Source organism: Microbacterium sp. CCNWLW134 (assembly GCF_037083565.1).
Taxonomy (GTDB): Bacteria; Actinomycetota; Actinomycetes; order Actinomycetales; family Microbacteriaceae; genus Microbacterium.
In genome coordinates, this window is the sequence record NZ_JBAOJU010000001.1 from 1,251,875 (window position 1) to 1,271,912 (window position 20,038).

The window sequence follows — 20,038 nt, forward strand, 5'->3', positions numbered from 1 at the left end:
GTGGGCCGCCGAAATCGCACGGAATCGGTTGGGCGCAACCTACGAAGCGCTCTCCGGGGCCGTCGAACTGCTTTGCACGGATTCCACAAAGGCATCGGCGATGATCTGTGCAGTCTGGTCAATCTGCCAGGGTCGTGCGCCGAGGGCGCGCAAGGATTCTCCGACCCCAGACGCGGTGATCTCGTCGGGCGGCGACCACGCGACACGGCGCAGGAGTTCGGGGGTCAGCAGATTCTCCGTCGGCATGGAGAGCTCGGCGGCGCGCTCCTCGACCAGGGGGCGAGCGGCCTTCAGCCGCGCGTCGGCGGCAGGGTTGCGGTCGGGCCATACGCGCGGCGGCGGAATGGAGTCGGTGCCGGGGAGACGGTCGGGCGGGAGGTCGGTCGCGGCGCGGCCCTCCTGAATCGCGTTCCACCACCGGTCGAGCTGGCTGCGGCTGGCGCGGCCCGTGAACTCCTTCACGCCGGCGAGTTCGTGCTTGGACGCGGGATCGGCGCGGATCGCCGCGACGAGCGCCCGATCCGGAACGAGGCGCCCGGGTGCGACATCCTGCTCCCGTGCGTACTCCTCGCGCGCGGTCCAGAGGGCGCGGGCGACGGCGAGCGCCCGGCGCCCGCGCACGGTGTGCAGGCCGCTGAGGCGCCGCCACGGGTCCTCGCGCATCGGCTTGGGCTCCCGGGCCAGTACGGCGGCGAACTCCTGCCGTGCGAACTCGGTCTTGCCCTGCTCGGCCAACTCCGCGACGAGCGCGTCGCGGACGTCGATCAGGTGGGCGACATCCAGCGCGGCGTACTCCAGCCACGAATCGGGCAGGGGCCGGGTCGACCAGTCCGCAGCGGAGTGCGCCTTGGCCAGGCTGATGCCGAGCGTGTCCTCGACGACGGCGCCGAGCCCCACCCGCTCGTGACCGAGAAGACGCGCCGCCAGTTCAGTGTCGAACATCTCGATGGGCTCGAGGCCCAGTTCGCGAAGCGAAGGAAGGTCCTGGCTGGCGGCATGCAGCACCCACTCGGCGTCGCCGATCGCCTCCTGGAGGGCGGAGAAGTCTTCCAGGACGGGCGGGTCGAACAGATGCACTCCTGCGCCCCGGCGGAAGACCTGGATCAGGTAGGCCCGCTGGGAGTACCGGAATCCGGAGGCGCGTTCGACGTCGACGGCGACCGGTCCCTCGGCGTCGCGCAGAGACGAGACGGCGCGCGCGAACGACCCCGCGTCCGCGATCACGGTGTAGTCAGCCACGCATCGTCCTCCGAGGACCGAAGACCGCGATGCCCTCCGACCCCGGCGGGAGACCGGCGAGCATGCAGACCAATTCGCTCCAGGCTTCCACATGTCCGGTCATGTCGCCGTCTGGAGACCAGGACGCGCGCAGCTCGATCTGCGCGCCGTCCCCCTCCTCGGCGAGCGAACCGAAGCCCTTCGAAAGGGTCTTGGTCGCGGTGCCCGACGCCGAGTGATAGGCGGCATGGCGGGAGTCGAGGGCATCGATGAGCCATGACCAGGCGACGTCCGCCAGCAGCGGGTCGACACCGATATCGGCCTCGAGAGGCGCCTGGGCGAAGCAGACGATCCGCCATGGACCTCCCCACGCCGCCGGTTCGGACTCGTCGTGGAGCAGAATGAAGCGGCCCGTTCCATACGGCGAGTCCACGCCGTCGTCTTCGGGTCGCACGTCGCCGGCGAGCGCGATCGCCTCGGGTGCGAGGCCCGCGGGCGCGGGGATCTCGCGCACCGCGAAGTCCTCTCGGAACGTCGTCGCCCGCACGGCCTCCGCGGCGAGGGCGAACGCCGTCGTCGCCGGGGATCCTTGGTCAGCCACGCGGACAGACTAGAGTGATCGCTCGATGGTCGACTCCAGGCGCGCCGCACCCTCCGGCCCCCCACCCGGCTTGCTGGGGGGAGTCCGGGCCGCGGTCGCGATCCTCAGTGCCGCCGTCGCCGCCGCCGTCGGTGTGCTGGGCGTGGTGTCGGTCCGTGTCGCGCGACGGGTGGTGACGCCTGCCGTGCGCGTCGCCGACACCCGTATCCTCGCCGTCGATCCCGTCGCGCAGACCATCACGCTCTCCCGTACGGACGACACCGTCCTTCCGGGACGCTACGGATTGTTCACCGCCGGCGACACGGGCTACCTCAAGCTCGGGTCGGTGCTGGACGAAGACGCCCTCGGCGTCAAGCGCAAGCTGCTCACCCACGTTCCCCCCGGCGCGGGGGTGGCGCCCGATGCCGCCTTCAGCGGGTGGTATTACGAACGCCCCGAGGAACTGCACCTGCCCTTCTCCTCAGAACTCATCGGATCCGGTGTCGGGCCGTGTCCCGCGTGGCTCTTCCCGGCTGACACCTCCGACGAGGCGCCCGAGACCTGGGTGATCCAGATCCACGGGCGCGGCACCACGCGCTCGGAGTGCCTCCGCGCGGTGCCGGTGTTCCGCGCCCTGGGGATCACATCCCTCGTCGTCTCCTACCGCAACGACGGTGAGGCGCCCCGCAGTCGGACCGGCACCTACGCCCTCGGTGCCACCGAGTGGCGCGATGTCGATGCCGCCGTCGGGTTCGCCCGCCGCCGCGGCGCCCAGCGCATCATCCTCATGGGGTGGTCGATGGGCGGTGCGATCGCGCTGCAGGTCTCACTGAACTCTCCCCACCGTCAGGTGATCTCCGGCCTCATCCTCGAATCGCCCGTCATCGACTGGCGGATCGTCTTGAACTATCAGGCGAAGATGATGGGGCTTCCGGCGCCGGTCACGGGTCTCGCCCTCGGTGCACTCGCCAGCGAGTGGACGACGCCGCTGACCCGCACCGGCGGGCCGATCCCCTTCGACCAGCTGGACGTGGTGGCGCGCGCCGGGGAGCTGCGGCATCCCATCCTCATCCTGCACAGCGACGACGACGGATTCGTGCCCTCCGACGCCTCCCACGATCTCGTCGTCGCCCGCCCCGATCTGGTCGAGCTCATCGTCTTCGACGTGGCCCGGCACACCAAGCTGTGGAACTACGACCAGGAACGGTGGAGTACCGCGATCCGGACGTGGCTCGGTCGTCACGGGCTGAGCCTCGACGTCGACGCAAGCCGACCCGACGACGGTGAGGGCGGAACGTCCGAGCTCAGCGGCGGATCGTCAGACGCCGGTAGCTGAATCCGGCGTCGTCCACCAGCATCCCCGCCACCTCCGACGGCACCGAGGCGGCGAGGGAGAGGAAGGGGTGGTGCACGGGTTCGAGGAACGGCGCGACGGTGACGCAGACCTCGTCGACCATCCCCGACGCCACGAACTGCGTCGCAAGACCCGCGCCGCCTTCGCACACGATCCGGCGGAGACCCCGCGCCTGGAGTGCGCGGACGACGTCGACGGGATGCAGCCGCGTGGCGTCTTCGCCCGGAGCACCCGACGACGGCACCGCGACGACCTCGGCCGGTGCGTCCCCGACCGCGGCGGTGACGCGGTCGGCATGCTTGGGGCGGCAGAGGAGGAGAGCCGGCGGGGCTTCCCGCCCGTCACGGCGCCGGAGCGAGCCGTCGCCGAGGTCGCCGGTGGCGGTCACGATCGCCAGGCGCGCGGTCTTGGGCAGCACGGACCCTTCGGCTCGGACGGTCTCGGCCCCGACGACGACCACGTCGGCCTCGCGACGGATCGCACCGAGGATCATCCGGTCCACCCGCGAACTGATCGACGTGCTCGATCCGTCCGCACCCGTGGATGACCCGGTGAGCGTGGTGACCATGTTCAGCCTGACGAAGGCCCTCTCCGCGCGCCGGTAGCGCCGCGACATCCACTCTGCTGCGGAGTCGTCCGTCGTGTCGACGCGCTCGAACGAGGACGGTATGACCTCCGTCACCCAGCGCCCTGCAGGCGCAGAGGCGTGTACCGAACCCGACATGGTCAGCCCGGCGCGCCGACCCGTTTGGCACGCACCTGCCGCTTCGCGCGCCCGAGCATGCCCGTCATCCCTGCGATACGCAGGGGCGACACCGCACGGGTCAGGCCGATGCTCTGGGGATAGTCGTCGGGGACGGCCAGGACCTCGTCGGCCGTCAGGCCGGTCAGCCCCTGAACCAGGATGCTGGCGAACCCCCGCGTGGTGGGCGCTTCGGCCGGCGCGGTTGCGTGCATCGCCACGACGCCCTCCGGGTCGACCTCGACGAGGATGAAGACCGGAGACTGGCATTCGGCCACACGCTCGAGCAGCTCCGGGTGATCGGCCAGCGCATCCGGGATCGGCGGGAGTTCGTGCGAGAACTCCAGCAGAAGCTGCAGTCGCTCCTGCTCGGGGAGTTCGAGGAAGTCGTCGCGGATCGCCGCCAGTGCGGCGGGCACGTCCGAGGAAACGTCGGGGGATGTCATCCCCGCCATCCTCCCACGCCCTCAGCGAGTCCGACCGGGCCGCTCAGGCGCGGCCCGGGATCTCTCCCGGCTCGTCGCCGGCCACGATCGGCACCCGTACCGCCGAGCCCCACTCGGTCCACGACCCGTCGTAGTTGCGCACGTCGGAGAAGCCGAGGAGGTGGCGCAGGACGAACCAGGTGTGACTGGAGCGTTCGCCGATCCGGCAGTAGGCCACGATCGGCGCGGTGCCGGTGAGTCCCACCTCGTCGCGGTAGATCTGCTCCAGCTCAGCGCGGGGCGCGAACCCCCCGTCTTCGGCGACGGCCCTCGCCCACGGCACGTTCTTCGCGCTCGGGATGTGACCGGCGCGCAGCGCTCCCTCTTCAGGGTAGGCGGGAGCGGTCGTGCGGGTGCCGTTGTACTCCTCGGGGGAGCGGACGTCGATCAGCGGGTTCCCGAGGTGGGCGAGCACGTCCTCCTTGTAGGCGCGGAGGGCGGTGTCGTCTCGCTGGACGACCGGGTAGACGGTCGGGGCAGGGATGCTGGCCTCGGTGGTCAGGGGCCGTCCCTCGGCGATCCACAGATCGCGTCCACCATCGAGCAGCCGGACGTCCTCGTGTCCGAAGAGCGAGAACACCCACAGGGCGTAGGCGGCCCACCAGTTGTTCTTGTCGCCATAGATCACGACCGTGTCATCGCGCGAGATGCCCTTGCGGCTGAGGAGCTCGGCGAATCCCTCGCCGTCGACGTAGTCGCGCACCACGGGATCGTTCAGCTCGGTGTGCCAATCGACCTTCACCGCGCCCGGGATGTGACCCGTCTCGTAGAGCAGGACGTCCTCGTCGGACTCGACCACCACCAGTCCCGGCGTGCCCAATCGCTCCTCCAACCAGGCTCCCGTGACCAGGCGCCCGGGGTCGGCGTACTCGGCGAACTTGGGCGATGACGTGTCGAACTCCACGGGCACGGGGCACACTCCTCGGGATGTCGGGGGAGACGGGTGGACGGCGTAGGGTGTAACCGTCCCCCTCGAGCCTAGGATCCGCTGCGCCGTGGCGCACCCTCAGCCTCGACATCCGTAAGACGGCGACACAGGACGTTCATGACCGCAACCCGCACCGGAACCGGTGTCATCCACCTCACCTCTCGCGACTCGCAGATCTCCGGTGCCGACATGGTGGCCGCTCTGACTCCGCCGCCGCAGTTCGCCTCCGCGACCTTCGACTCCTACCGCGCCGACCCGCAGTACCCGTCGCAGCAGGAGGCCAAGGACTACCTGGTGACCTTCGCCGGTGGAGGACCCGCTCCCGAGCGCGGCGGGTTCTTCCGGCGGGCGAAGAAGCAGCCCGAGACCAAGCCGGGTGTGTACCTCGACGGCGGATTCGGTGTCGGCAAGACCCACTTGCTCGCCGCCGTCTACCACGCGATGCCGGCCCGTCGGAAGTACTTCGGCTCGTTCATCGAGTACACCGCGCTGGTCGGCGCGCTCGGCTACCAGAAGACGGTCGAGCTGTTCCGGGGCACCGACCTCATGTGCATCGACGAGTTCGAACTCGACGACCCGGGCGACACGATGGTGATGACCCGGCTCCTGGGTGAATTGGTGGCCGGCGGAACGAAGCTCGCCGCGACCTCCAACACCCCGCCGAATGCGCTCGGCGAGGGCCGCTTCGCCGCGCAGGACTTCCTCCGTGAGATCCACGCGATGGCGGCGAACTTCGAGACCATCCGCATCGACGGCACCGACTACCGCCACCGTTCGCTCGACGGCCACGCCGTCACGCTCGACGACGCCGAATACGCCGGCGCGATCGCCGACGCCGCGACCCGGACGGTGGTATCCGACGACGCGTTCGACGACCTCATCGCCCACCTCGCCCGCGTGCACCCGTCGCGCTACATCCGTCTCATCGACGGCGTCGGGATGATCGGGATGCGGGATGTCCGGGCCTTCGACGACCAGTCGGCCGCTCTGCGCTTCGTCGCCTTCATCGACCGCGTCTACGACGCCCAGCTTCCGATCCGCGCGACCGGGCTCTCGCTGGACCAGGTCTTCCCTGCCGAGATGCTCAGCGGCGGTTATCGCAAGAAGTACCTGCGCGCGACGTCGCGTCTCATCGCCTCGACGCTCGCCTGAGCGCCGTGTCGCACCGCTCCGCCACGGGCGCTGAGCCGTTTCGTAGCGTGGTCGTGGCCGCTTCGCGGCATCCGGAAACCTGATGTTTACCCAGGGGCCGGGGGCGTAACCGACCGGAAACACGGGACGCATGCCTCTTGAAACCGCGGGTCACCACACTGGAGGCCACCCGACGCTACATCCTGCGTCCCTGCAGAGAGGTTCTCCTGAGAGATGGATCAAGGCAATACCGCATTCATGCTCATCGCGGCCGCACTCGTCCTGCTGATGACGCCAGGGTTGGCGTTCTTCTACGGCGGACTGGTGAAGGCCAAGAGCGTCATCAGCATGATGATGCTCAGCTTCGGCTCGCTCGGACTCATCGGCGTCCTCTGGGTGCTCTACGGTTACGCGATCGCGTTCCCGGGAGCTGAGGGACTGGTCGCCCCGTGGTCGATCGACTGGTCGGCCCTCGGTCTGACGAGCCTCCTCGAGGTGCCCGAGGGCGCCGCCTATCCGCCGCTCGCCTTCGTCGCCTTCCAGGCCACGTTCGCGATCCTGACCGTCGCCCTCGTGTCCGGTGCGATCGCCGACCGCGCCAAGTTCGGCGCCTGGCTGATCTTCGCCGGCCTCTGGGCGACGATCGTGTACTTCCCGGTCGCCAGCTGGGTGTTCAACTTCGGTCTGGCCGAAGACGGCAGCTTCGCCTACGGCGGCTGGATCACCTACGGCCTCCAGGAGACCTTCGGGGTGGGCGCCATCGACTTCGCGGGTGGAACGGCGGTTCACATCAACGCCGGTGCCGCCGCTCTGGCCCTGGCTCTCGTGCTCGGCAAGCGGGTCGGCTTCCAGAAGGGCGTGCACGTTCCCCACAACCCGCCGTTCGTCCTCCTCGGCGCCGGTCTGCTGTGGTTCGGCTGGTTCGGCTTCAACGCCGGCTCGGAGCTGGCTGCCGACGGTGTGGCCGCGCTCGCGTTCGTCAACACCATCGCTGCTCCGGCCGCCGCTCTTCTCGCGTGGCTCGTCGTGGAGAAGATCAAGGACGGCAAGCCCACCTCGGTCGGCGCCGCATCGGGTGCCGTGGCGGGTCTTGTCGCCATCACGCCGGCCTGTGCCTCGCTCGACCCGATCTGGGCGATCCTCCTCGGCATCATCGCCGGTGTCGTCTGCGCCCTGGCCATCGAGCTGAAGTACGCCTGGGGCTTCGACGACTCGCTGGACGTCGTGGGCATCCACCTCGTGGGTGGCCTGGTCGGCACGCTCTACATCGGCTTCTTCGCCAACGGCACCGGCCTGTTCATGGGCGGTGACGGCACGCAGCTGCTGGTGCAGGCGATCGCCGCTGTGGCCGTGCTGGCGTACTCCTTCGTGCTCGCCTGGATCATCGGTTTCGCCATCCAGAAGACGATCGGCTTCCGCGTGAAGAACGAGGACGAGGTCGCCGGTATCGACACCGTGGTGCACGGCGAAGAGGGTTACGTCCTCACCGACACCCGCGGCTGAATCACCGAACGCCGTATCCGGAGGGCGTCGCGCGAGAGCGCGGCGCCCTCCGCGTATGTTGGCGTGATGGTGCGAATGCGCGGTCTGCTCGGTTCCCTCTCTGCGCTCCTCGGTGCGGGTCGCACGAGCCGAGGAGCGCGCCCGGATGCGGGGGATTCCGCGACGAGCCCGGCGGTGGGCACCCAGACCGTCGCCCGCCCGCCCCGGAACCTCGTCATCGAGTACGGGCCAGACCCCGACGGCACTGCCGATGCGGGCGAGATCGTCTGGACGTGGGTTCCCTACGCCGAGAACGACGGGCGCGGCAAGGATCGTCCGGTCCTCGTCATCGGTCGGGCATCAGCCGATCGGGTCTACGCGGTGCGACTGACCAGCCAGGCGCACGACGGCGACCATGACTACCTTCCGCTGGGCACGGGGGAGTGGGACAGCCGTGGTCGCGCCTCGTGGGTGGACATCGATCAGCTGTACACCGTTCATGACCGCGGGATGCGACGCGAGGCGGCCGCCCTGGACCTGCAGCGTTTCACCACGGTGGCCGAGGCGCTTCGAAGGAGATACGGCTGGCGGTTCTCCGCGCCGAGATGAGACTCGGATGTGGTGGGCGATACCAGACTCGAACTGATGACCTCTTCCGTGTGAAGGAAGCGCGCTACCAACTGCGCCAATCGCCCGTCGGCCCGGGGGCCGGGTACCGATGTTACCGGATGCCGGAGCCCGGTCCGAACCGGAAGCCGCGGCGACACGCGGCGGAGGCGCTGGTTTGGAACAGGGCGCCGGATCGGCTAAAGTCGGTGAAGCGCCCGGGAAGCCGGGAGCACGCGGATGTAGCGCAGTTGGTAGCGCATCACCTTGCCAAGGTGAGGGTCGCGAGTTCGAGTCTCGTCATCCGCTCGAGTGCGGGGTCCACCCTCCGGGGTGGACACGACGCGTGGGTCGAACCACACACGGTGGCGTGGCCGAGCGGCTAGGCACCGGCCTGCAAAGCCGTTTACACGGGTTCGAATCCCGTCGCCACCTCCACTCCACATAATCAAACAGCCCTTGGGCGCGATTGGCGCAGCGGTAGCGCGCTTCCCTGACACGGAAGAGGTCACTGGTTCGATCCCAGTATCGCGCACAGAGAAACCCCCGGAATTCCGGGGGTTTTCTGCTTCTCGGGACGGCTCGTGCAATATGCGTGCAATACCAACTCACCAGTTGAGCGCGCCGCTGCGGCGAATCTCGCCAAACCCCTTCGGCTCAGGGAGTGTGTCCACCGGGTAGGTGAACTTGAAATCGCGGTAGCTCCGAGTCGGCACGAGGCGGCGCCCTTGGAGGCGGCGCTTCAGGTAGTCGGTGATCTCATCGGCATCTTCGGTACGCATCCCAAGTGCGAGCGCCTGCGCTCTGAACTCTGCGGGATCGATCACGCGCCACCGATCAGGAACATTCATCATGTCGGCCTTCAGCTTGGCTTGCTCGTTCCATTTCAGGTGATTGTCGTAACCCTGAGCCATCATGGCCAGGTATTCGAGGATCTTGTCTACGCCGTTGGGGAGGTTCATGTGCCGCACCTTAGGCCCACCCTCCGACATCGGTAGTCCAGACACCCAAGAAACAAGAAAGCCCCCGACGCCAAACATGCAGCGCCGGGGGCATCGTGGTGTCACTCTCGTTCTTTGATCGCCTTCAACGACTCCTCCAGGTCAGGGAACTGGAAGATCAGTTGCGTTCTGACATCGCCGCGCTGGAGGTAGGTAGCGATCAGCTCGCCACCGGAGGGTACGCCGTGCTCGGAGTCACGGTTGATCTGCTGCAACTGCAACGCCAACTCGATCACATCCTCATGGCTTGATGGCATTTCTAGCTCGCGACCGGGCGGGGAGGGCTTTGCACCGAACTGATCGCCTACGTATCGCTCAGGCTGATAGTTGTTCATCGACCGGTAGATGTAGCGCACGAGCTTGCCGCCGTCAGCGGGGAACCCCCATACGTAGATCGTTGAACGGCCGATGTTGCCCACGTGCGCTTCGAGAGTGTCGTGGATGGCCTGGAGAACACCGGTCGCCCTACCGTTCACGTCCTCGATGTCAGTCAGCCCGGAAGCCCTATTCAGGTTCTCCACAAACGACAGAGCGATCTCGGCGGTGCCGGTGGCCGCAACCAATACGTTTATGTCGGGAAGCGCCCACGCCTTCTGCGCGAGGCCGGTCGGGCGGTGATCGGTGTCCACCACGAGGGTGTCGGTCCAAAGGATTAGGTTCTCCTCGGTCTGGCTGAAGATCAGCATGCTCATCGGGTGGTCTCCATTTCGCTTTTGATCAGTTTGTCGAACAGGCCGGGTGTGGTGCCGTTGACCACGACTTCCGGCCCATCTGGTGTGCGGGCGTACATCACAGCGCGGCGCATCTCCTCCATCGCGCCGTGTCCGCCAGCGGCCTGCACTTCCTCAGCGGTCCACACGTGTTCGCCGTTCGACAGCAGAGCCCGCACACGGTCATCCTTCGGCCCACCAGGACCGAACACCGGGCCACCCTCAGCACGGGCCACGTCGTAGTCCGTACCCACCACAGACCGCACAGAACCGCCCGTCACGGCATCGACAGCGACCCGAACCCGCAGATTGCTGTTGCTCGCTAGGAACCGGTCAATCGTGGACTGAGCACCAGCTGTCTCGGCAAGGATCTCGACCTCCTTCTCGGACGGCAGAGCGAACACCTTGTCGGCGAGAGTCTGCACCTCGTCGGCGTTGAACCCCGCAGCGGTAGCCGAGTTGATGAACGCTTCACGCTGAGCGGCGAGAGTCCCCGCGTACTTGTCGGTAGCGTCTTTCGCGCTCATAACTGTCTTGTCGAGTTCGTACTGTTTCCCCGCCGCGTCGAACGCCGCGCCAGCAACGTCAGCGAGCATCGCCGCATTAGCTGACCCGGATGCCGTGGACTCGTCCAGTGACAGGGTGAACCCGTCAAGAGTCCCGTTGGCCTGTTCGAACTCGTCACGCTGACGCTGCACCTCAGCCGAGATTCCGGCGAGCGAGGCTTGCCACCGGGCGTTAGACGACACCGCATCCTGCCCGATCCCGTTGGACTCGTTGATACGGTCCATCAGCTCCGAGATTTGCGACGACAGGTCGCCGGCAGAGCTTGCCGCGTTCAGGTACGCATCAGCCGCCGTGTTCGTGACCTCCGTGCCCTCCTCAGTGATCTCGTTCTTTTGCCCGAGGATGCGGGTCGCTTCCTCCAGGGAACGCGCCTCACCCAACACAGCTTCAGCAACCATCCCCGACGCCGACGACACCTCGGCCAGGCTCATCCCGTACTTCTCCGCCAGACGGTTACCAGCGTCCATGTCACCCGAACCAGCCTTGATCACATCGGCCATCCCATCGAGGGCGTCAGCGTTGCCCTGGGCGGCGTCAGCGAGGTCGGTGAGCTGGATACCGAACTTCTCCGCAGCGTCAGCCGCCGAACCTCGAGACACCCACAGCCACGACTTCTCAGCCGTCAGATTCGCCGCAACAGCCTCACGGGTAGCCGTAGCACCCGACTCGATCGCAGACGCATACGCTTCCGCCTTCTGCCGCGCCTCAGCCTGAGCACCCGCGACAGCCCCAATGACCATTACAAGCCCCGTCAGCGCCACCCCAGCGGCTCCACCAGCAAGGGAGAGGGTACGCATCGACAGGCCCAGGCTCGCCAGTTGCCCCCGGTACGCGATCACCTTCGGAACAGCGAGCGTGACAAGCCCGGTCACGGTAGCCACCGCACCAGCGAACGCGAACACCCCACCGGTAGCGTTCTTCACCGGGTCAGGGAGCGCCTGGAACGCACGCATGATGTCAGCGGCCAGGTTCGCCAGATCGACCAGCATCCCACCGCCGTTCGGGTCCACCAGGCCCGCGGCGAAATCAGCGGACAGGTCACGCCACGCCGCTGAGACGCGATCTACGGCCCCCTCCCACGTCTCCTTCACGTTCGCCGCAGCACCACCGAAACGTGTCTTCATACCCTCCACAAGCGCGTCCAGAGCCTTCGTGGCGTCCAGCGAACCCGCGGTTATCTCATCCCGGATCTGCGCGCCGGTCTTACCCATCGACGCACCGATGAGCCCAGCCGCGTCGATACCCCTGTTACCGAACTCCATCAGATCCGTAGCGGTGATCTTCGCGGACGACTGGATCTTGCTCATCGTGGCGACGATCGCTTCAAGATCGGCGTTTGAGCCACCCGAAGCCGCGATTGCGTCCTGAATTGCATCCAGGTAGGGGATGACCTTCGACGTTTCGATACCGAACGCGAGCATCTGCTGCTGAGCAGTGATGAAGGTGGACTTCGCGAACGGTGACGTGCGAGCAAACTCGTCCAGCTTGTCCATCTGAGCGTTCGCGGCCTCAGCACCCCCCAACAGGGTTGACAGTGCCGCGCGAGAACGCTGCTGGAGACTGTTGTACTCAATCCCCGTCTTCAGCACCGCCACGGTCAGCGCATTCATCGCCACGCCGACGCCGAGCGCGCTACGCCCGAACGAGTCGAACGCTTCTCGCTTCTGCGCCAGCTTCTCCGACTCCGAACCCACCTCACGGGTCTTCTGCGCGGCCTCCTTCATACCGGAGACATAACTGGCGACCTCGGCCGACAGACGGACTTTCACCACACGTTCACTTGCCATCGCTGGCCTCCTTCTTCTTCGCGACCAGCGCCGCCAACTGCTGACGCGGCTTCAACTCATGGACCGCCCACAACGCCGATGCCATATCGACCCGTGCCGCCGCATCGAGGTAGCCGACTAGTTCCTTCCACTGCTCCGAGGTCACCGGCTCCCCATCGACACGGATCGCGGACGCCGGGTAATGCTCAACCGCCGCATCCGGATTGAACCCAAATTGGAAATCAGCCGGCACCGATTCACGCGGCGGCGAAAGAGCCGTCACATTCCCCCAATCAACGCCCCGAACTTCCGTGAACGTCACCACGGAGTAAATGTCGTCGCCAATACCAATCTCAACGTCGAAAGACTCCATCACCCGCTTCTTCGCAGCTTCTATAAGCGCATCAATCCGCTTCGGTGACGATTCCGTCTCCGTTTCCTCGCGTAGTGCATCCAGCACGCCCGCAATACCCTTTTGAGCCATCACTGGGCTCCTTTCGTTTGCAATCCCATCTAAAAAAACGAACCATTCCCGCACGCATAACGTGGCTGGCTAACTCCGGCGACTCTGCGGGGTGGAGGGGAGTGCCCCCCACCCCCTTTCCGGCTCGCTACTGCTGGCTGGTTTCCTTCTCCGTCAGCAGGGTGGGTGTGAGCCCGTACTGGATGCCCATGAGGAACCATGTGAGGTTGCCGTCGCGGATGTTGTCACGCACCGATGCGGTGAGAGTGTCACCGGCTTTCTGGGTGGTGTATTCGACGGCAGTCCCGGTCCATTCGTACGTGTCGTCACGTTGGAAGGTGGAGGGGATGACCTTGAACTGTCGCAGCTTGCGGGCTACTCGGTACAGGTCTCGGAGGGTTGTCCATGCTTCGTTCACGGCGGGGTTGCTGAGCCAGTTGTCTGCGGCGTTGGGTTCCCTGAACGCGTCGTACTGGGGTGCGTACTGGGTTGCTTCCACGATGACGTTCACAGCTTTGGTGATGCGTGGCCGCAGGATCTTTGTCACCCACTGGTCACCGTGGGTTGCGAACACTTGCCGCAGGTCGTGGGCCGCGAGGGACTTTGCGCGGTCGATGATCTTCCGGTACGCGGTCTGAGGGTTCCGTCCCGTGAGGCTGGTGGCCGCTGCTGCTGTGAGGAGTTGCTGCGCGGTCCCTTCGCCGTCTGCGAGTGCTCGAGCTGCTTCGACACCGGCCATGTCCGCATCGGTCTCCGCGATGACAGAGGCGATGTGATCGATGACCTGCTTGTGTCGGGTAAGGGCTTCGGTCACATCGTCAGGGACGCGGATTCCGTGGCTGTTGAGGATGTCGGCGGTTTCGGTGAGGGCGCGCACGTTGCCGCCGTCGATGTTCGCTGAGCGGGTTGTGGTGTAGGCCATGGGTGTTACCTCAGTTCGTGAAGAGTCGGGCGACCATCGAGTCGATGTCTGCCTGGTCGGAGCGGGTGGAGTGGGTTTTGAGTGCCCGCTGCTCGGGGGTCATTCGGCCGGCGAGTTCTGCTGCTGCTGCGGCTGCTGCTTCCCTCGCGGCCTGGTAGTTCCCGGTCGCGTGCATCTTCGCGATTCGTGCGGCGTGGGTGTTGATCGTTTCCCGGTAGCGGAGGAGGCTGTGCCCTTCTGGGAGTCGTTCGTCTGACACGTCACCGAGAAGGTGGTTCAGGTCGTTCGGGGTGGCGACGTTGCCGTGGGCGGCGTTGTCGAGAAGGACACGCACCGGGTGGGCACGGTCGATGTGGTTCGAGTTTTCAGCCATGATGGCTTCCTTTCTTTCGGGTGTTTAGGAGAATTCGTCGTATAGGCGGCGTGTGCGCCAATTGCTTATGTGTCCGAATGCGGCCATGGCGGAGATGAGGCCGCGGTCGTAAAGGTCTTCCGCTAATACCTGCCAGGGGTCGTGGCGTTTGTTGTGTCGCGGTGGCTGGTGGGGTTTACGGGTTTTCTTTCCCACGTGTTTCCTTTCGTTTTGTGCGCTGTTTTGACGGTCCGTAGTTGACGCCCGCCCATATCCCTACGGTTGGCTTTGATGCGGCGGCGTAGGCCGAGCAGTAGGCCGTCAGTGGACAGTCGGCGCAGAGCCGTTTGGCGAGCGCGAGTTGTGCGTCGTCTACTTCGTCGGCGGTGAACAGTTCGTAGTCGCGGCACGCTGGCCGCACGGTTTCCATCGCTTCCACGAGGGCGGCGTACTCGGCCGCTCCGGGGTCAGTGCGCGGCATGGATGCCTCCCCGATCTGAGCGGGTCAGCTTGGGCCACACGTGACAGGTGTCCTCGTGCAGCTCCTGAGCGATCGGCTGGTTCGTGGTGGGGTGTGCGATGACCCGCACCCACGGATTACAGCCCTTGCAGGTTGCCGTGGTGATGACGTGGGGGATCATGCCGCCCTCCGCTCTGCCGTGTGCGCGTCATCGGTCTTCCCGCAGATGCCATCCATCAGTGACTTCGGGGACCAGAGCGGATGTCCACAGACCCGGCAGGAGGTCGAAGGACTAGACGCCGACTCAGCGGCCTGTTCCGCTTGTTCCGCTTGTTCCGTCTCTGGGACGAAAGGCGGGGGACAGTAGCGTTCCCACGCATCCGCGAAGGCTGAACGGTGGTAACCCCTGACCGTTGCCACACCCACACGGATCTTCGTCGGCTCAATCTCGTACTTCGAGAGCGTGCGAGCCAAGAAGCGGGCGTCGATAGGTTCACCCCTCAGCGACGACCACGGGGCCGTCTCCAGGTCATGAAGCGCATCAAGCAGCTCGGTTGTTGAGATGCGGTCGCTGTCCGCCATCACCCTGCGGATGTCAGTAAGCAACTGCACGCCCAGTGATGCGGGCTTCGACTTCGACTCAGTGACAGCCGCCACAGCCGCCGCACGAGCCATGGAAGGCCACTCACCACCAGCAGCGTCAGCCACAGCAATAAGCGGTTCCCACACGTCCGCGTCACGGTCCTGAATCTCTTCAGGCAGTGTCGGCCACGCCGTCTCCAGATCCTCCCTGACCTCTTCCCCCCACTCAGCGAGACGGATGTTTAGGTGGTCGGACTGTTCACCGTTCACGCGACGGCGGTACGGCTCCACCTTCTGATCCGGCCGGCGCCGCTTCATCCGGACCACCACTGAACGGGTCATCAGGGTGTCGGGTAGCTGGTTGAGGCCAGCGAGTGCGACGGCGCAGAACGACGGCCACTCTTCAGTGACGATCTCTTTACCTCGGATGGCGGCACGGCCAGCAGTTGCGCCACGACGGTAACCAGAGTTGAGAAGGCCACGGAGGTCTTCGGAAGCGTCCGTCTTCCCGCCCGCGAAGATGGCGTCAACCTCGTCCAGAAGCAGGGTCGGTAGCCCTGCCTCGTCACTGATCTTGCGGAAGATGTACGCCGTTGAGGCGTTTACGGACAGGACAGGGCGGGGGACGAGTGCTTCCGTCATCTCCAGGGCTCGAGACTTACCCGATCCGGGCTCAGGGCTGATGAACCCGAGGCGGGGGGTGTTCTCGAACACGTCAACGACGTGAGCGTGAGCGATCCAGAGGGCGTGAGCGGTCGACGCCCACTCTGTCGGGTACGCGACGAACCGACGCAGGTAGTCCCGAACTTCATTGAGAAGATGCGCGCCCGCCTTTCCCTCCGGAAGCGGAACATCCGGAACATCCGGAACACCCGCCTGCCATGAGTGCACATTGACAGCCCACCGCTTACCTTCGGGCGGGGGAGTGGGTTCGTGACGGTTCATTGAGTCCCCCCCTGCGCTGCTGCTGCCCGCTCGGCGGCGATGCGGTCGAGCACGGCCCATGTCTCGGCGGTGCTGGCACGGTTGCGAGCAACGTCGAACGCCTTCAGGGCTTCCTTGTGCCGTTGCTGCGCTTCCTCGGAGTTGAACGCGAGGTAGTAGTACCTGTCAGCGTCGGCGCGCGCCTGCTGGATCAGCGGTTGCGCGGCGAGCCATCCTGCGGTGAATCCGTCACGCCAAAGGTCATGCATGACGGGGTGCAGTTCGTGAGGATGGTTGCGGCGCTCGATAACCCCAGTGACGTAGACGGACCCGGTAGAATAGGGCCTAGACACCGCCGCCACAGCTGAGTCTTCGGGAGCCGCCTTTGGGCGGCTTTCGTCATTCAAGCGACCACCGCCAGGGGGCGTGCGGAGTCGGCGATGCTCTGAAGGTTGACGCGGATGAGGCGGGGGCCGAAGCGTTTGGCTTCGATCTCGCCGCGGGAGATCATGCGACGGATCGTGTCGTCAGAGAGTTTGAACATCTCTGCGGCGTCCTGGATGGTTCCCCAGGACTGTGCGACTGCGGTAGTAGCCACGGTTTGCTCCTAGAAAGCACGAAACCGAGCCAACGCAAACCCATCGGGGGTTCGGTTGCGCTCGGTCGGCCTCCAGGGCGTTTCCGTTCGGTCTTACTTTCCGGGTGCGGAGCCTCCAGGGCTTCGACGCTTCCGTTGTCCAGCGGTGCCGCGTGGGCTGCCCTCCAGGGGCTTTCTCCGCTTTCGATCCTCAGACCTAGCAGTCGGTTTTCAGTTAGGACATCAGATTAACAGGCCGGTGCGCCGCCATGCGGGGAGTTGCGGGACTCTCAGCCAATACTCAGGGAAAAGGTGGTAGGACGAGGTCCTCGTAAGCAACCGCCCTACCACCCCTCAATGGACTCACGTGGAGTACAGGCCCCGCAGCAAAGTGGGGTCATCACCGAAGACGCCGTAGACGCTCGCGAAATCTACAGCGCTCCATCTCGTCGATACGCCCCGCATTTTCTTGTTGAGCGTGCTGTACGGCATCCCCATCTCTTTAGCCAACTGCTTCTGAGTCATCCCGCTCTTCTCCAACAGCTCACGGACATTGGCTCGAAGCTGGGCGTAGAAGGCCTCTCGCGACATGCTCACTGGGTCGCCTCCTTGTACACGTCACGGGTCTGTTTCAGAACCTCGATGAGGTCTTCCAGGCGGTCGAGCGGCATATAGAACTGATCGCCTGAGTCTCGATCATCGAACCTGACATCGACGATCGGCCTGGGCGAGAAGTCAGAGGCGACGATCTGCGCCGTTACGCCGTTGTGGTCGGAGGTGAGGCCCAGGAAGATGCGTACGCCGTCTTCCTCGACGTACTCGGTCTTCCAGGCCCACGCGGGCGCCTGGGCGGGTACGGTAATCTGTTTGGTGGACATTGTTTGTTTACCCTTTCGGTGTCTAAGCCCTCGTCGCGTGTGCCGCGCGGCGGGGGCATTTTCATGTCAGGTGTTGGATCTGCAACACCTCATGCGAGGTCGCTCATGCGCCTCGCAAGCTCTTCATCCCGCCCCACGGCGTGCTGATACCGCATCGCCGCAGCGACGGTGCTGTGACCTAGACGCGACTGAATCTCTTTCAACGTCGCACCCGTCAACGCGAACCGTGTTGCCCCGTAGTGCCGCAACCCGTGGAACGGCAGATCCTCACGCCCCGCAGCCTCACGAGCCGGATACCAATGCTTCGTGAACGACGACTCACGCAGGTGCTTCACGCCATTCTTCGCAGGGAACAGAAGCGCGTCGGGGAACCCGCCCACGTGCTCGTCTAGGTGCGCCTCGATGTCGCCGGTGACATGCGGCGGCAACACGATAGACCGCACCCCCGCTTCGCTCTTCGTCGGCCCAACGATCGCGCCATGGCCCGTGACATGGGTCACACCCCGGGACACGTTCACCACGTACACGTCCCCGACCCGCTCAAGGTCTTTGCGTCGCAGCTCTGTCAGCTCCCCGTAACGAACACCAGCCCACGCGCCGAGAAGCACCGCAGCACGGTAACGAGGCGCGATCACCTCCAGCATCTTCGCCAGCTCAGCGGGCGTCGGCGGAACAGTCTTCTTACCGGTCGATGCCGACGCGCCCCCACGTATCTGACACGGGTTGGCCTTAACCCGGCCGTCCTGCACCGCCGTGGAAAAGATCGCCTTGAGTAGTTCGTACGCTCGAGCCGCCTGAGTCTTCTTCCCCGAGCTGATCAGATCCGAATACCAGGACCGGACAGCATCGGGGGTCACCGCCGAGAGCCGGGAGTCAGCGAACGGTGCCAGCGGGCGCTTCACCAGCCGGCGGTACTCCTCCGCTGTTCGTGGGCTCAGGTGTGCGCCGTGACGGTTCGTGCGGGTGCTGATGTACTGCTCTGCGTAGTCGGCGAAGGTGACGACACGGGTCGCTTTAGCTGTCGCCTCCGTTTGGGCTTCGTGGGGGCTCCAGAGTCCGTCTGCGATCTCGATGCGCCGCCGCGCCAACCATGCCCGCGCGTCATCCATCGCGGTGAACGTCAGGGGAGCGGTGTAACGGTTCCCGTCAGGGCCGACATAGGACGCCTGGTAGCGCTTCGACGGCAGTTGTCGGACCGCGCCGAACGACTCCCTGCGCTTGCGCTTCTTGGTTGCCATGGCTCTCCGTCGTGCAATACCGTGCAATATCTCATGCGTGGTTGTGCGGTCTCGTGCGTTCCAGTGACCTTAACACGAACCCCCCACTTCCGCACCATAATGGGCCAAACCCGCGGAAACACGCTGATCTGCCCAGTGTCACTGATACAGTTTCGATCCCAGTATCGCGCACAGATGAAAACCCCCGGTCAGCCGGGGGTTTTCTGTTTCTGAGCTGCGGGGCGGGCGACGTTGGTGTTCGTGCGCTGTGAACTCGGTGCGCGTCTCGCGGGGCCGTCTTCTCGTGCCTTAGAGTCACGCGTATGGCTTCCGAGGGTGACTTTGTTCCTGGATGGTTGCGGGCAACCGTGTGGGGGATCGCCATCTCCCTTGCGGCCCTCGGTGTGGTCTTGGCGCTGGTGTCGGGCAGTTTCCTGCCGCTCGTGGCGTTGTTCGGGCTCGCTGTTCCGATGGTCCCGCTCGGAAGACGTCGCGGTGCCGGCGCCGGCTCCACCGGCCAGGGACGTCATGGAGGCGCCGCCGCCGCCGGGCGCTGACCGCAGCTCAGGCGGGCAAGAGGGTTTCGCTCTGCCATCGGCGAAACCGACGTTCACGCTCGAGACGCACCGTGTCACGGAAGGTCTCGGTGCAGGGCGTGGGCCTCGGTGAAAGGGCTCACGGCGAAGGGTCGACCGCGTTCGCCCACACCCAGCACCGGTACTCACGCGTGCCCACGTGGAACCTGATCGCCACCGCGCGCGGGGTCCACATGCACGCCTCGGCGTCGACCTGCACCGGCGTCGCGCCGAAGCGAACCCACGCGCGCACAGCCTTCGGGTGGGGATCGGTCGTGCACGGCAGGAGGTCCAACTGCAGCTCCGCCCGGGTCAACGTCTGCAAAGACCCCTGTGCCGCGGTGCGTTCGAGGACACGATCGCTGATCCGGCGGTCCACCGCGTGGGCGTAGCGCCTGTTCGTGCCAATGGCGATCGTCCCTCCTCCGCCCGAGCAGCGGCGAGTCTATCCGCGGCCGACGACATGGTCCGTGTCCACCGTCCCCGGGGGAGGAGAGGGAGTTCCGCGGGTGACGAGT

25 protein-coding genes and 4 tRNA genes are annotated in these 20,038 nt (G+C 65.8%); 8 read left to right on the forward strand and 21 right to left on the reverse strand.

The window, feature by feature from the left end; genetic code table 11:
- Positions 1–39: 39 nt before the first annotated feature.
- Both V6S02_RS05910 and V6S02_RS05915 read right to left on the reverse strand, forming a co-directional pair.
- Positions 40–1,239 carry a ribonuclease D gene (locus V6S02_RS05910; protein WP_124293156.1) on the reverse strand — a complete coding sequence of 400 codons (1,200 nt, stop codon included), beginning with the start codon at positions 1,237–1,239 and terminating at the stop codon, positions 40–42.
- On the reverse strand, positions 1,232–1,819 hold the full coding sequence (locus V6S02_RS05915) for a DUF3000 domain-containing protein (RefSeq protein ID WP_124293157.1): 588 nt from the start codon (positions 1,817–1,819) through the stop codon (positions 1,232–1,234). Before V6S02_RS05915 ends, V6S02_RS05910 begins: the two co-directional genes overlap by 8 nt.
- A 25-nt stretch (positions 1,820–1,844) precedes the next feature.
- Here V6S02_RS05915 and V6S02_RS05920 point away from each other — a divergent pair, with 25 nt between their 5' ends.
- Positions 1,845–3,134 (forward strand): alpha/beta hydrolase family protein, encoded by a 1,290-nt coding sequence (locus tag V6S02_RS05920; protein WP_336400191.1) that lies wholly within the window; start codon positions 1,845–1,847, stop codon positions 3,132–3,134.
- Here V6S02_RS05920 and V6S02_RS05925 read toward each other — a convergent pair.
- Genes V6S02_RS05925 through V6S02_RS05935 form a run of 3 tightly spaced genes read right to left on the reverse strand, consistent with a single transcriptional unit; the run spans position 3,103 to position 5,289 of the window.
- Complete coding sequence (locus V6S02_RS05925) at positions 3,103–3,834, reverse strand: RibD family protein (RefSeq protein WP_336400192.1); 732 nt, start codon at positions 3,832–3,834, stop codon at positions 3,103–3,105. The two genes, V6S02_RS05920 and V6S02_RS05925, sit on opposite strands and share 32 nt — an antisense overlap.
- Before the next feature lie 44 nt (positions 3,835–3,878).
- On the reverse strand, positions 3,879–4,340 hold the full coding sequence (locus V6S02_RS05930) for a SufE family protein (RefSeq protein WP_336400193.1): 462 nt from the start codon (positions 4,338–4,340) through the stop codon (positions 3,879–3,881).
- A gap of 43 nt (positions 4,341–4,383) precedes the next feature.
- The gene (locus V6S02_RS05935; protein WP_336400194.1) at positions 4,384–5,289 is read right to left on the reverse strand and encodes a sulfurtransferase; all 906 of its coding nucleotides are present in this window, start codon (positions 5,287–5,289) and stop codon (positions 4,384–4,386) included.
- Positions 5,290–5,424: 135 nt separating this feature from the next.
- Here V6S02_RS05935 and zapE point away from each other — a divergent pair, with 135 nt between their 5' ends.
- The 3 genes from zapE to V6S02_RS05950 all read left to right on the forward strand — a co-directional run bounded on the left by zapE (position 5,425) and on the right by V6S02_RS05950 (position 8,529).
- Positions 5,425–6,459, forward strand: coding sequence for a cell division protein ZapE (gene zapE / locus V6S02_RS05940; RefSeq protein WP_124293162.1), 1,035 nt, complete (start codon positions 5,425–5,427; stop codon positions 6,457–6,459).
- Between the two features lie 213 nt (positions 6,460–6,672).
- Entirely contained in the window at positions 6,673–7,941 is a 1,269-nt protein-coding gene (locus tag V6S02_RS05945) for an ammonium transporter (protein ID WP_124293163.1), read from the forward strand.
- 66 nt (positions 7,942–8,007) lie between these two features.
- Positions 8,008–8,529 (forward strand): type II toxin-antitoxin system PemK/MazF family toxin, encoded by a 522-nt coding sequence (locus V6S02_RS05950; RefSeq protein ID WP_336400195.1) that lies wholly within the window; start codon positions 8,008–8,010, stop codon positions 8,527–8,529.
- A 10-nt stretch (positions 8,530–8,539) separates the two neighbouring features.
- Here V6S02_RS05950 and V6S02_RS05955 read toward each other — a convergent pair.
- Positions 8,540–8,615, reverse strand: a tRNA-Val gene (locus V6S02_RS05955).
- A gap of 147 nt (positions 8,616–8,762) precedes the next feature.
- Here V6S02_RS05955 and V6S02_RS05960 point away from each other — a divergent pair.
- The 3 genes from V6S02_RS05960 (at position 8,763) to V6S02_RS05970 (ending at position 9,061) form a co-directional block, all read left to right on the forward strand.
- Positions 8,763–8,835: transfer RNA gene (locus tag V6S02_RS05960), tRNA-Gly, on the forward strand.
- Positions 8,836–8,890: 55 nt separating this feature from the next.
- Positions 8,891–8,964 (forward strand) — tRNA-Cys (locus V6S02_RS05965).
- 25 nt (positions 8,965–8,989) lie between these two features.
- A tRNA-Val gene (locus V6S02_RS05970) sits at positions 8,990–9,061 on the forward strand.
- A gap of 73 nt (positions 9,062–9,134) precedes the next feature.
- Here V6S02_RS05970 and V6S02_RS05975 read toward each other — a convergent pair.
- From V6S02_RS05975 to V6S02_RS06040, 14 genes are all read right to left on the reverse strand, one after another.
- Positions 9,135–9,488: a hypothetical protein gene (locus tag V6S02_RS05975; protein WP_336400196.1), complete on the reverse strand. Its 354-nt coding sequence runs from the start codon at positions 9,486–9,488 to the stop codon at positions 9,135–9,137.
- A 101-nt stretch (positions 9,489–9,589) separates the two neighbouring features.
- Positions 9,590–10,219 (reverse strand): hypothetical protein, encoded by a 630-nt coding sequence (locus V6S02_RS05980; protein WP_336400197.1) that lies wholly within the window; start codon positions 10,217–10,219, stop codon positions 9,590–9,592.
- Positions 10,216–12,591 (reverse strand): tape measure protein, encoded by a 2,376-nt coding sequence (locus V6S02_RS05985; RefSeq protein ID WP_336400198.1) that lies wholly within the window; start codon positions 12,589–12,591, stop codon positions 10,216–10,218. Before V6S02_RS05985 ends, V6S02_RS05980 begins: the two co-directional genes overlap by 4 nt.
- Entirely contained in the window at positions 12,581–13,054 is a 474-nt protein-coding gene (locus V6S02_RS05990; protein WP_336400199.1) for a hypothetical protein, read from the reverse strand. Before V6S02_RS05990 ends, V6S02_RS05985 begins: the two co-directional genes overlap by 11 nt.
- A 127-nt stretch (positions 13,055–13,181) precedes the next feature.
- Positions 13,182–13,955 (reverse strand): hypothetical protein, encoded by a 774-nt coding sequence (locus V6S02_RS05995; protein WP_336400200.1) that lies wholly within the window; start codon positions 13,953–13,955, stop codon positions 13,182–13,184.
- Positions 13,956–13,965: 10 nt separating this feature from the next.
- Positions 13,966–14,328, reverse strand: coding sequence for a hypothetical protein (locus V6S02_RS06000; protein ID WP_336400201.1), 363 nt, complete (start codon positions 14,326–14,328; stop codon positions 13,966–13,968).
- A 175-nt stretch (positions 14,329–14,503) separates the two neighbouring features.
- Complete coding sequence (locus V6S02_RS06005) at positions 14,504–14,788, reverse strand: WhiB family transcriptional regulator (protein WP_336400202.1); 285 nt, start codon at positions 14,786–14,788, stop codon at positions 14,504–14,506.
- Complete coding sequence (locus tag V6S02_RS06010) at positions 14,775–14,948, reverse strand: hypothetical protein (protein WP_336400203.1); 174 nt, start codon at positions 14,946–14,948, stop codon at positions 14,775–14,777. Before V6S02_RS06010 ends, V6S02_RS06005 begins: the two co-directional genes overlap by 14 nt.
- Positions 14,945–16,240 carry a DUF3631 domain-containing protein gene (locus tag V6S02_RS06015; RefSeq protein WP_336400204.1) on the reverse strand — a complete coding sequence of 432 codons (1,296 nt, stop codon included), beginning with the start codon at positions 16,238–16,240 and terminating at the stop codon, positions 14,945–14,947. Before V6S02_RS06015 ends, V6S02_RS06010 begins: the two co-directional genes overlap by 4 nt.
- Before the next feature lie 50 nt (positions 16,241–16,290).
- Positions 16,291–16,680: a hypothetical protein gene (locus V6S02_RS06020; protein ID WP_336400205.1), complete on the reverse strand. Its 390-nt coding sequence runs from the start codon at positions 16,678–16,680 to the stop codon at positions 16,291–16,293.
- The gene (locus tag V6S02_RS06025) at positions 16,677–16,871 is read right to left on the reverse strand and encodes a helix-turn-helix domain-containing protein (protein WP_336400206.1); all 195 of its coding nucleotides are present in this window, start codon (positions 16,869–16,871) and stop codon (positions 16,677–16,679) included. Before V6S02_RS06025 ends, V6S02_RS06020 begins: the two co-directional genes overlap by 4 nt.
- 342 nt (positions 16,872–17,213) lie before the next feature.
- A complete protein-coding gene (locus V6S02_RS06030; RefSeq protein WP_336400789.1) occupies positions 17,214–17,441 on the reverse strand; it encodes a helix-turn-helix domain-containing protein in 228 nt (75 codons plus the stop codon).
- Between the two features lie 2 nt (positions 17,442–17,443).
- Positions 17,444–17,728, reverse strand: a complete 285-nt coding sequence (locus V6S02_RS06035; protein ID WP_336400207.1) for a hypothetical protein — start codon at positions 17,726–17,728, stop codon at positions 17,444–17,446.
- Positions 17,729–17,817: 89 nt separating this feature from the next.
- On the reverse strand, positions 17,818–18,966 hold the full coding sequence (locus V6S02_RS06040; RefSeq protein ID WP_336400208.1) for a tyrosine-type recombinase/integrase: 1,149 nt from the start codon (positions 18,964–18,966) through the stop codon (positions 17,818–17,820).
- 302 nt (positions 18,967–19,268) lie between these two features.
- Between V6S02_RS06040 and V6S02_RS06045 the strand changes: the two genes are divergently transcribed.
- A complete protein-coding gene (locus tag V6S02_RS06045; protein WP_336400209.1) occupies positions 19,269–19,502 on the forward strand; it encodes a hypothetical protein in 234 nt (77 codons plus the stop codon).
- Between the two features lie 118 nt (positions 19,503–19,620).
- On the opposite strand, the gene V6S02_RS06050 is transcribed toward V6S02_RS06045, so the two are convergent.
- Positions 19,621–19,899, reverse strand: a complete 279-nt coding sequence (locus V6S02_RS06050; RefSeq protein ID WP_240638537.1) for a hypothetical protein — start codon at positions 19,897–19,899, stop codon at positions 19,621–19,623.
- Positions 19,900–20,038: the final 139 nt, after the last annotated feature.

Excerpts from the sequence above, each read along its gene's own strand:
- V6S02_RS06030 (WP_336400789.1), bottom strand. The coding sequence starts at position 17,441 with ATGTCGCGAGAGGCCTTCTACGCCCAGCTTCGAGCCAATGTCCGTGAG.
- V6S02_RS06035 (WP_336400207.1), bottom strand. The coding sequence starts at position 17,728 with ATGTCCACCAAACAGATTACCGTACCCGCCCAGGCGCCCGCGTGGGCC.
- V6S02_RS05950 (WP_336400195.1), top strand. The coding sequence starts at position 8,008 with ATGGTGCGAATGCGCGGTCTGCTCGGTTCCCTCTCTGCGCTCCTCGGT.
- zapE (WP_124293162.1), top strand. The coding sequence starts at position 5,425 with ATGACCGCAACCCGCACCGGAACCGGTGTCATCCACCTCACCTCTCGC.
- V6S02_RS06005 (WP_336400202.1), bottom strand. The coding sequence starts at position 14,788 with ATGCCGCGCACTGACCCCGGAGCGGCCGAGTACGCCGCCCTCGTGGAA.
- V6S02_RS06010 (WP_336400203.1), bottom strand. The coding sequence starts at position 14,948 with ATGATCCCCCACGTCATCACCACGGCAACCTGCAAGGGCTGTAATCCG.
- V6S02_RS06045 (WP_336400209.1), top strand. The coding sequence starts at position 19,269 with ATGGCTTCCGAGGGTGACTTTGTTCCTGGATGGTTGCGGGCAACCGTG.
- V6S02_RS05930 (WP_336400193.1), bottom strand. The coding sequence starts at position 4,340 with ATGACATCCCCCGACGTTTCCTCGGACGTGCCCGCCGCACTGGCGGCG.
- V6S02_RS06040 (WP_336400208.1), bottom strand. The coding sequence starts at position 18,966 with ATGGCAACCAAGAAGCGCAAGCGCAGGGAGTCGTTCGGCGCGGTCCGA.
- V6S02_RS05945 (WP_124293163.1), top strand. The coding sequence starts at position 6,673 with ATGGATCAAGGCAATACCGCATTCATGCTCATCGCGGCCGCACTCGTC.
- V6S02_RS05920 (WP_336400191.1), top strand. The coding sequence starts at position 1,845 with ATGGTCGACTCCAGGCGCGCCGCACCCTCCGGCCCCCCACCCGGCTTG.
- V6S02_RS05990 (WP_336400199.1), bottom strand. The coding sequence starts at position 13,054 with ATGGCTCAAAAGGGTATTGCGGGCGTGCTGGATGCACTACGCGAGGAA.
- V6S02_RS05975 (WP_336400196.1), bottom strand. The coding sequence starts at position 9,488 with ATGAACCTCCCCAACGGCGTAGACAAGATCCTCGAATACCTGGCCATG.
- V6S02_RS05985 (WP_336400198.1), bottom strand. The coding sequence starts at position 12,591 with ATGGCAAGTGAACGTGTGGTGAAAGTCCGTCTGTCGGCCGAGGTCGCC.
- V6S02_RS06000 (WP_336400201.1), bottom strand. The coding sequence starts at position 14,328 with ATGGCTGAAAACTCGAACCACATCGACCGTGCCCACCCGGTGCGTGTC.
- V6S02_RS05995 (WP_336400200.1), bottom strand. The coding sequence starts at position 13,955 with ATGGCCTACACCACAACCCGCTCAGCGAACATCGACGGCGGCAACGTG.
- V6S02_RS05980 (WP_336400197.1), bottom strand. The coding sequence starts at position 10,219 with ATGAGCATGCTGATCTTCAGCCAGACCGAGGAGAACCTAATCCTTTGG.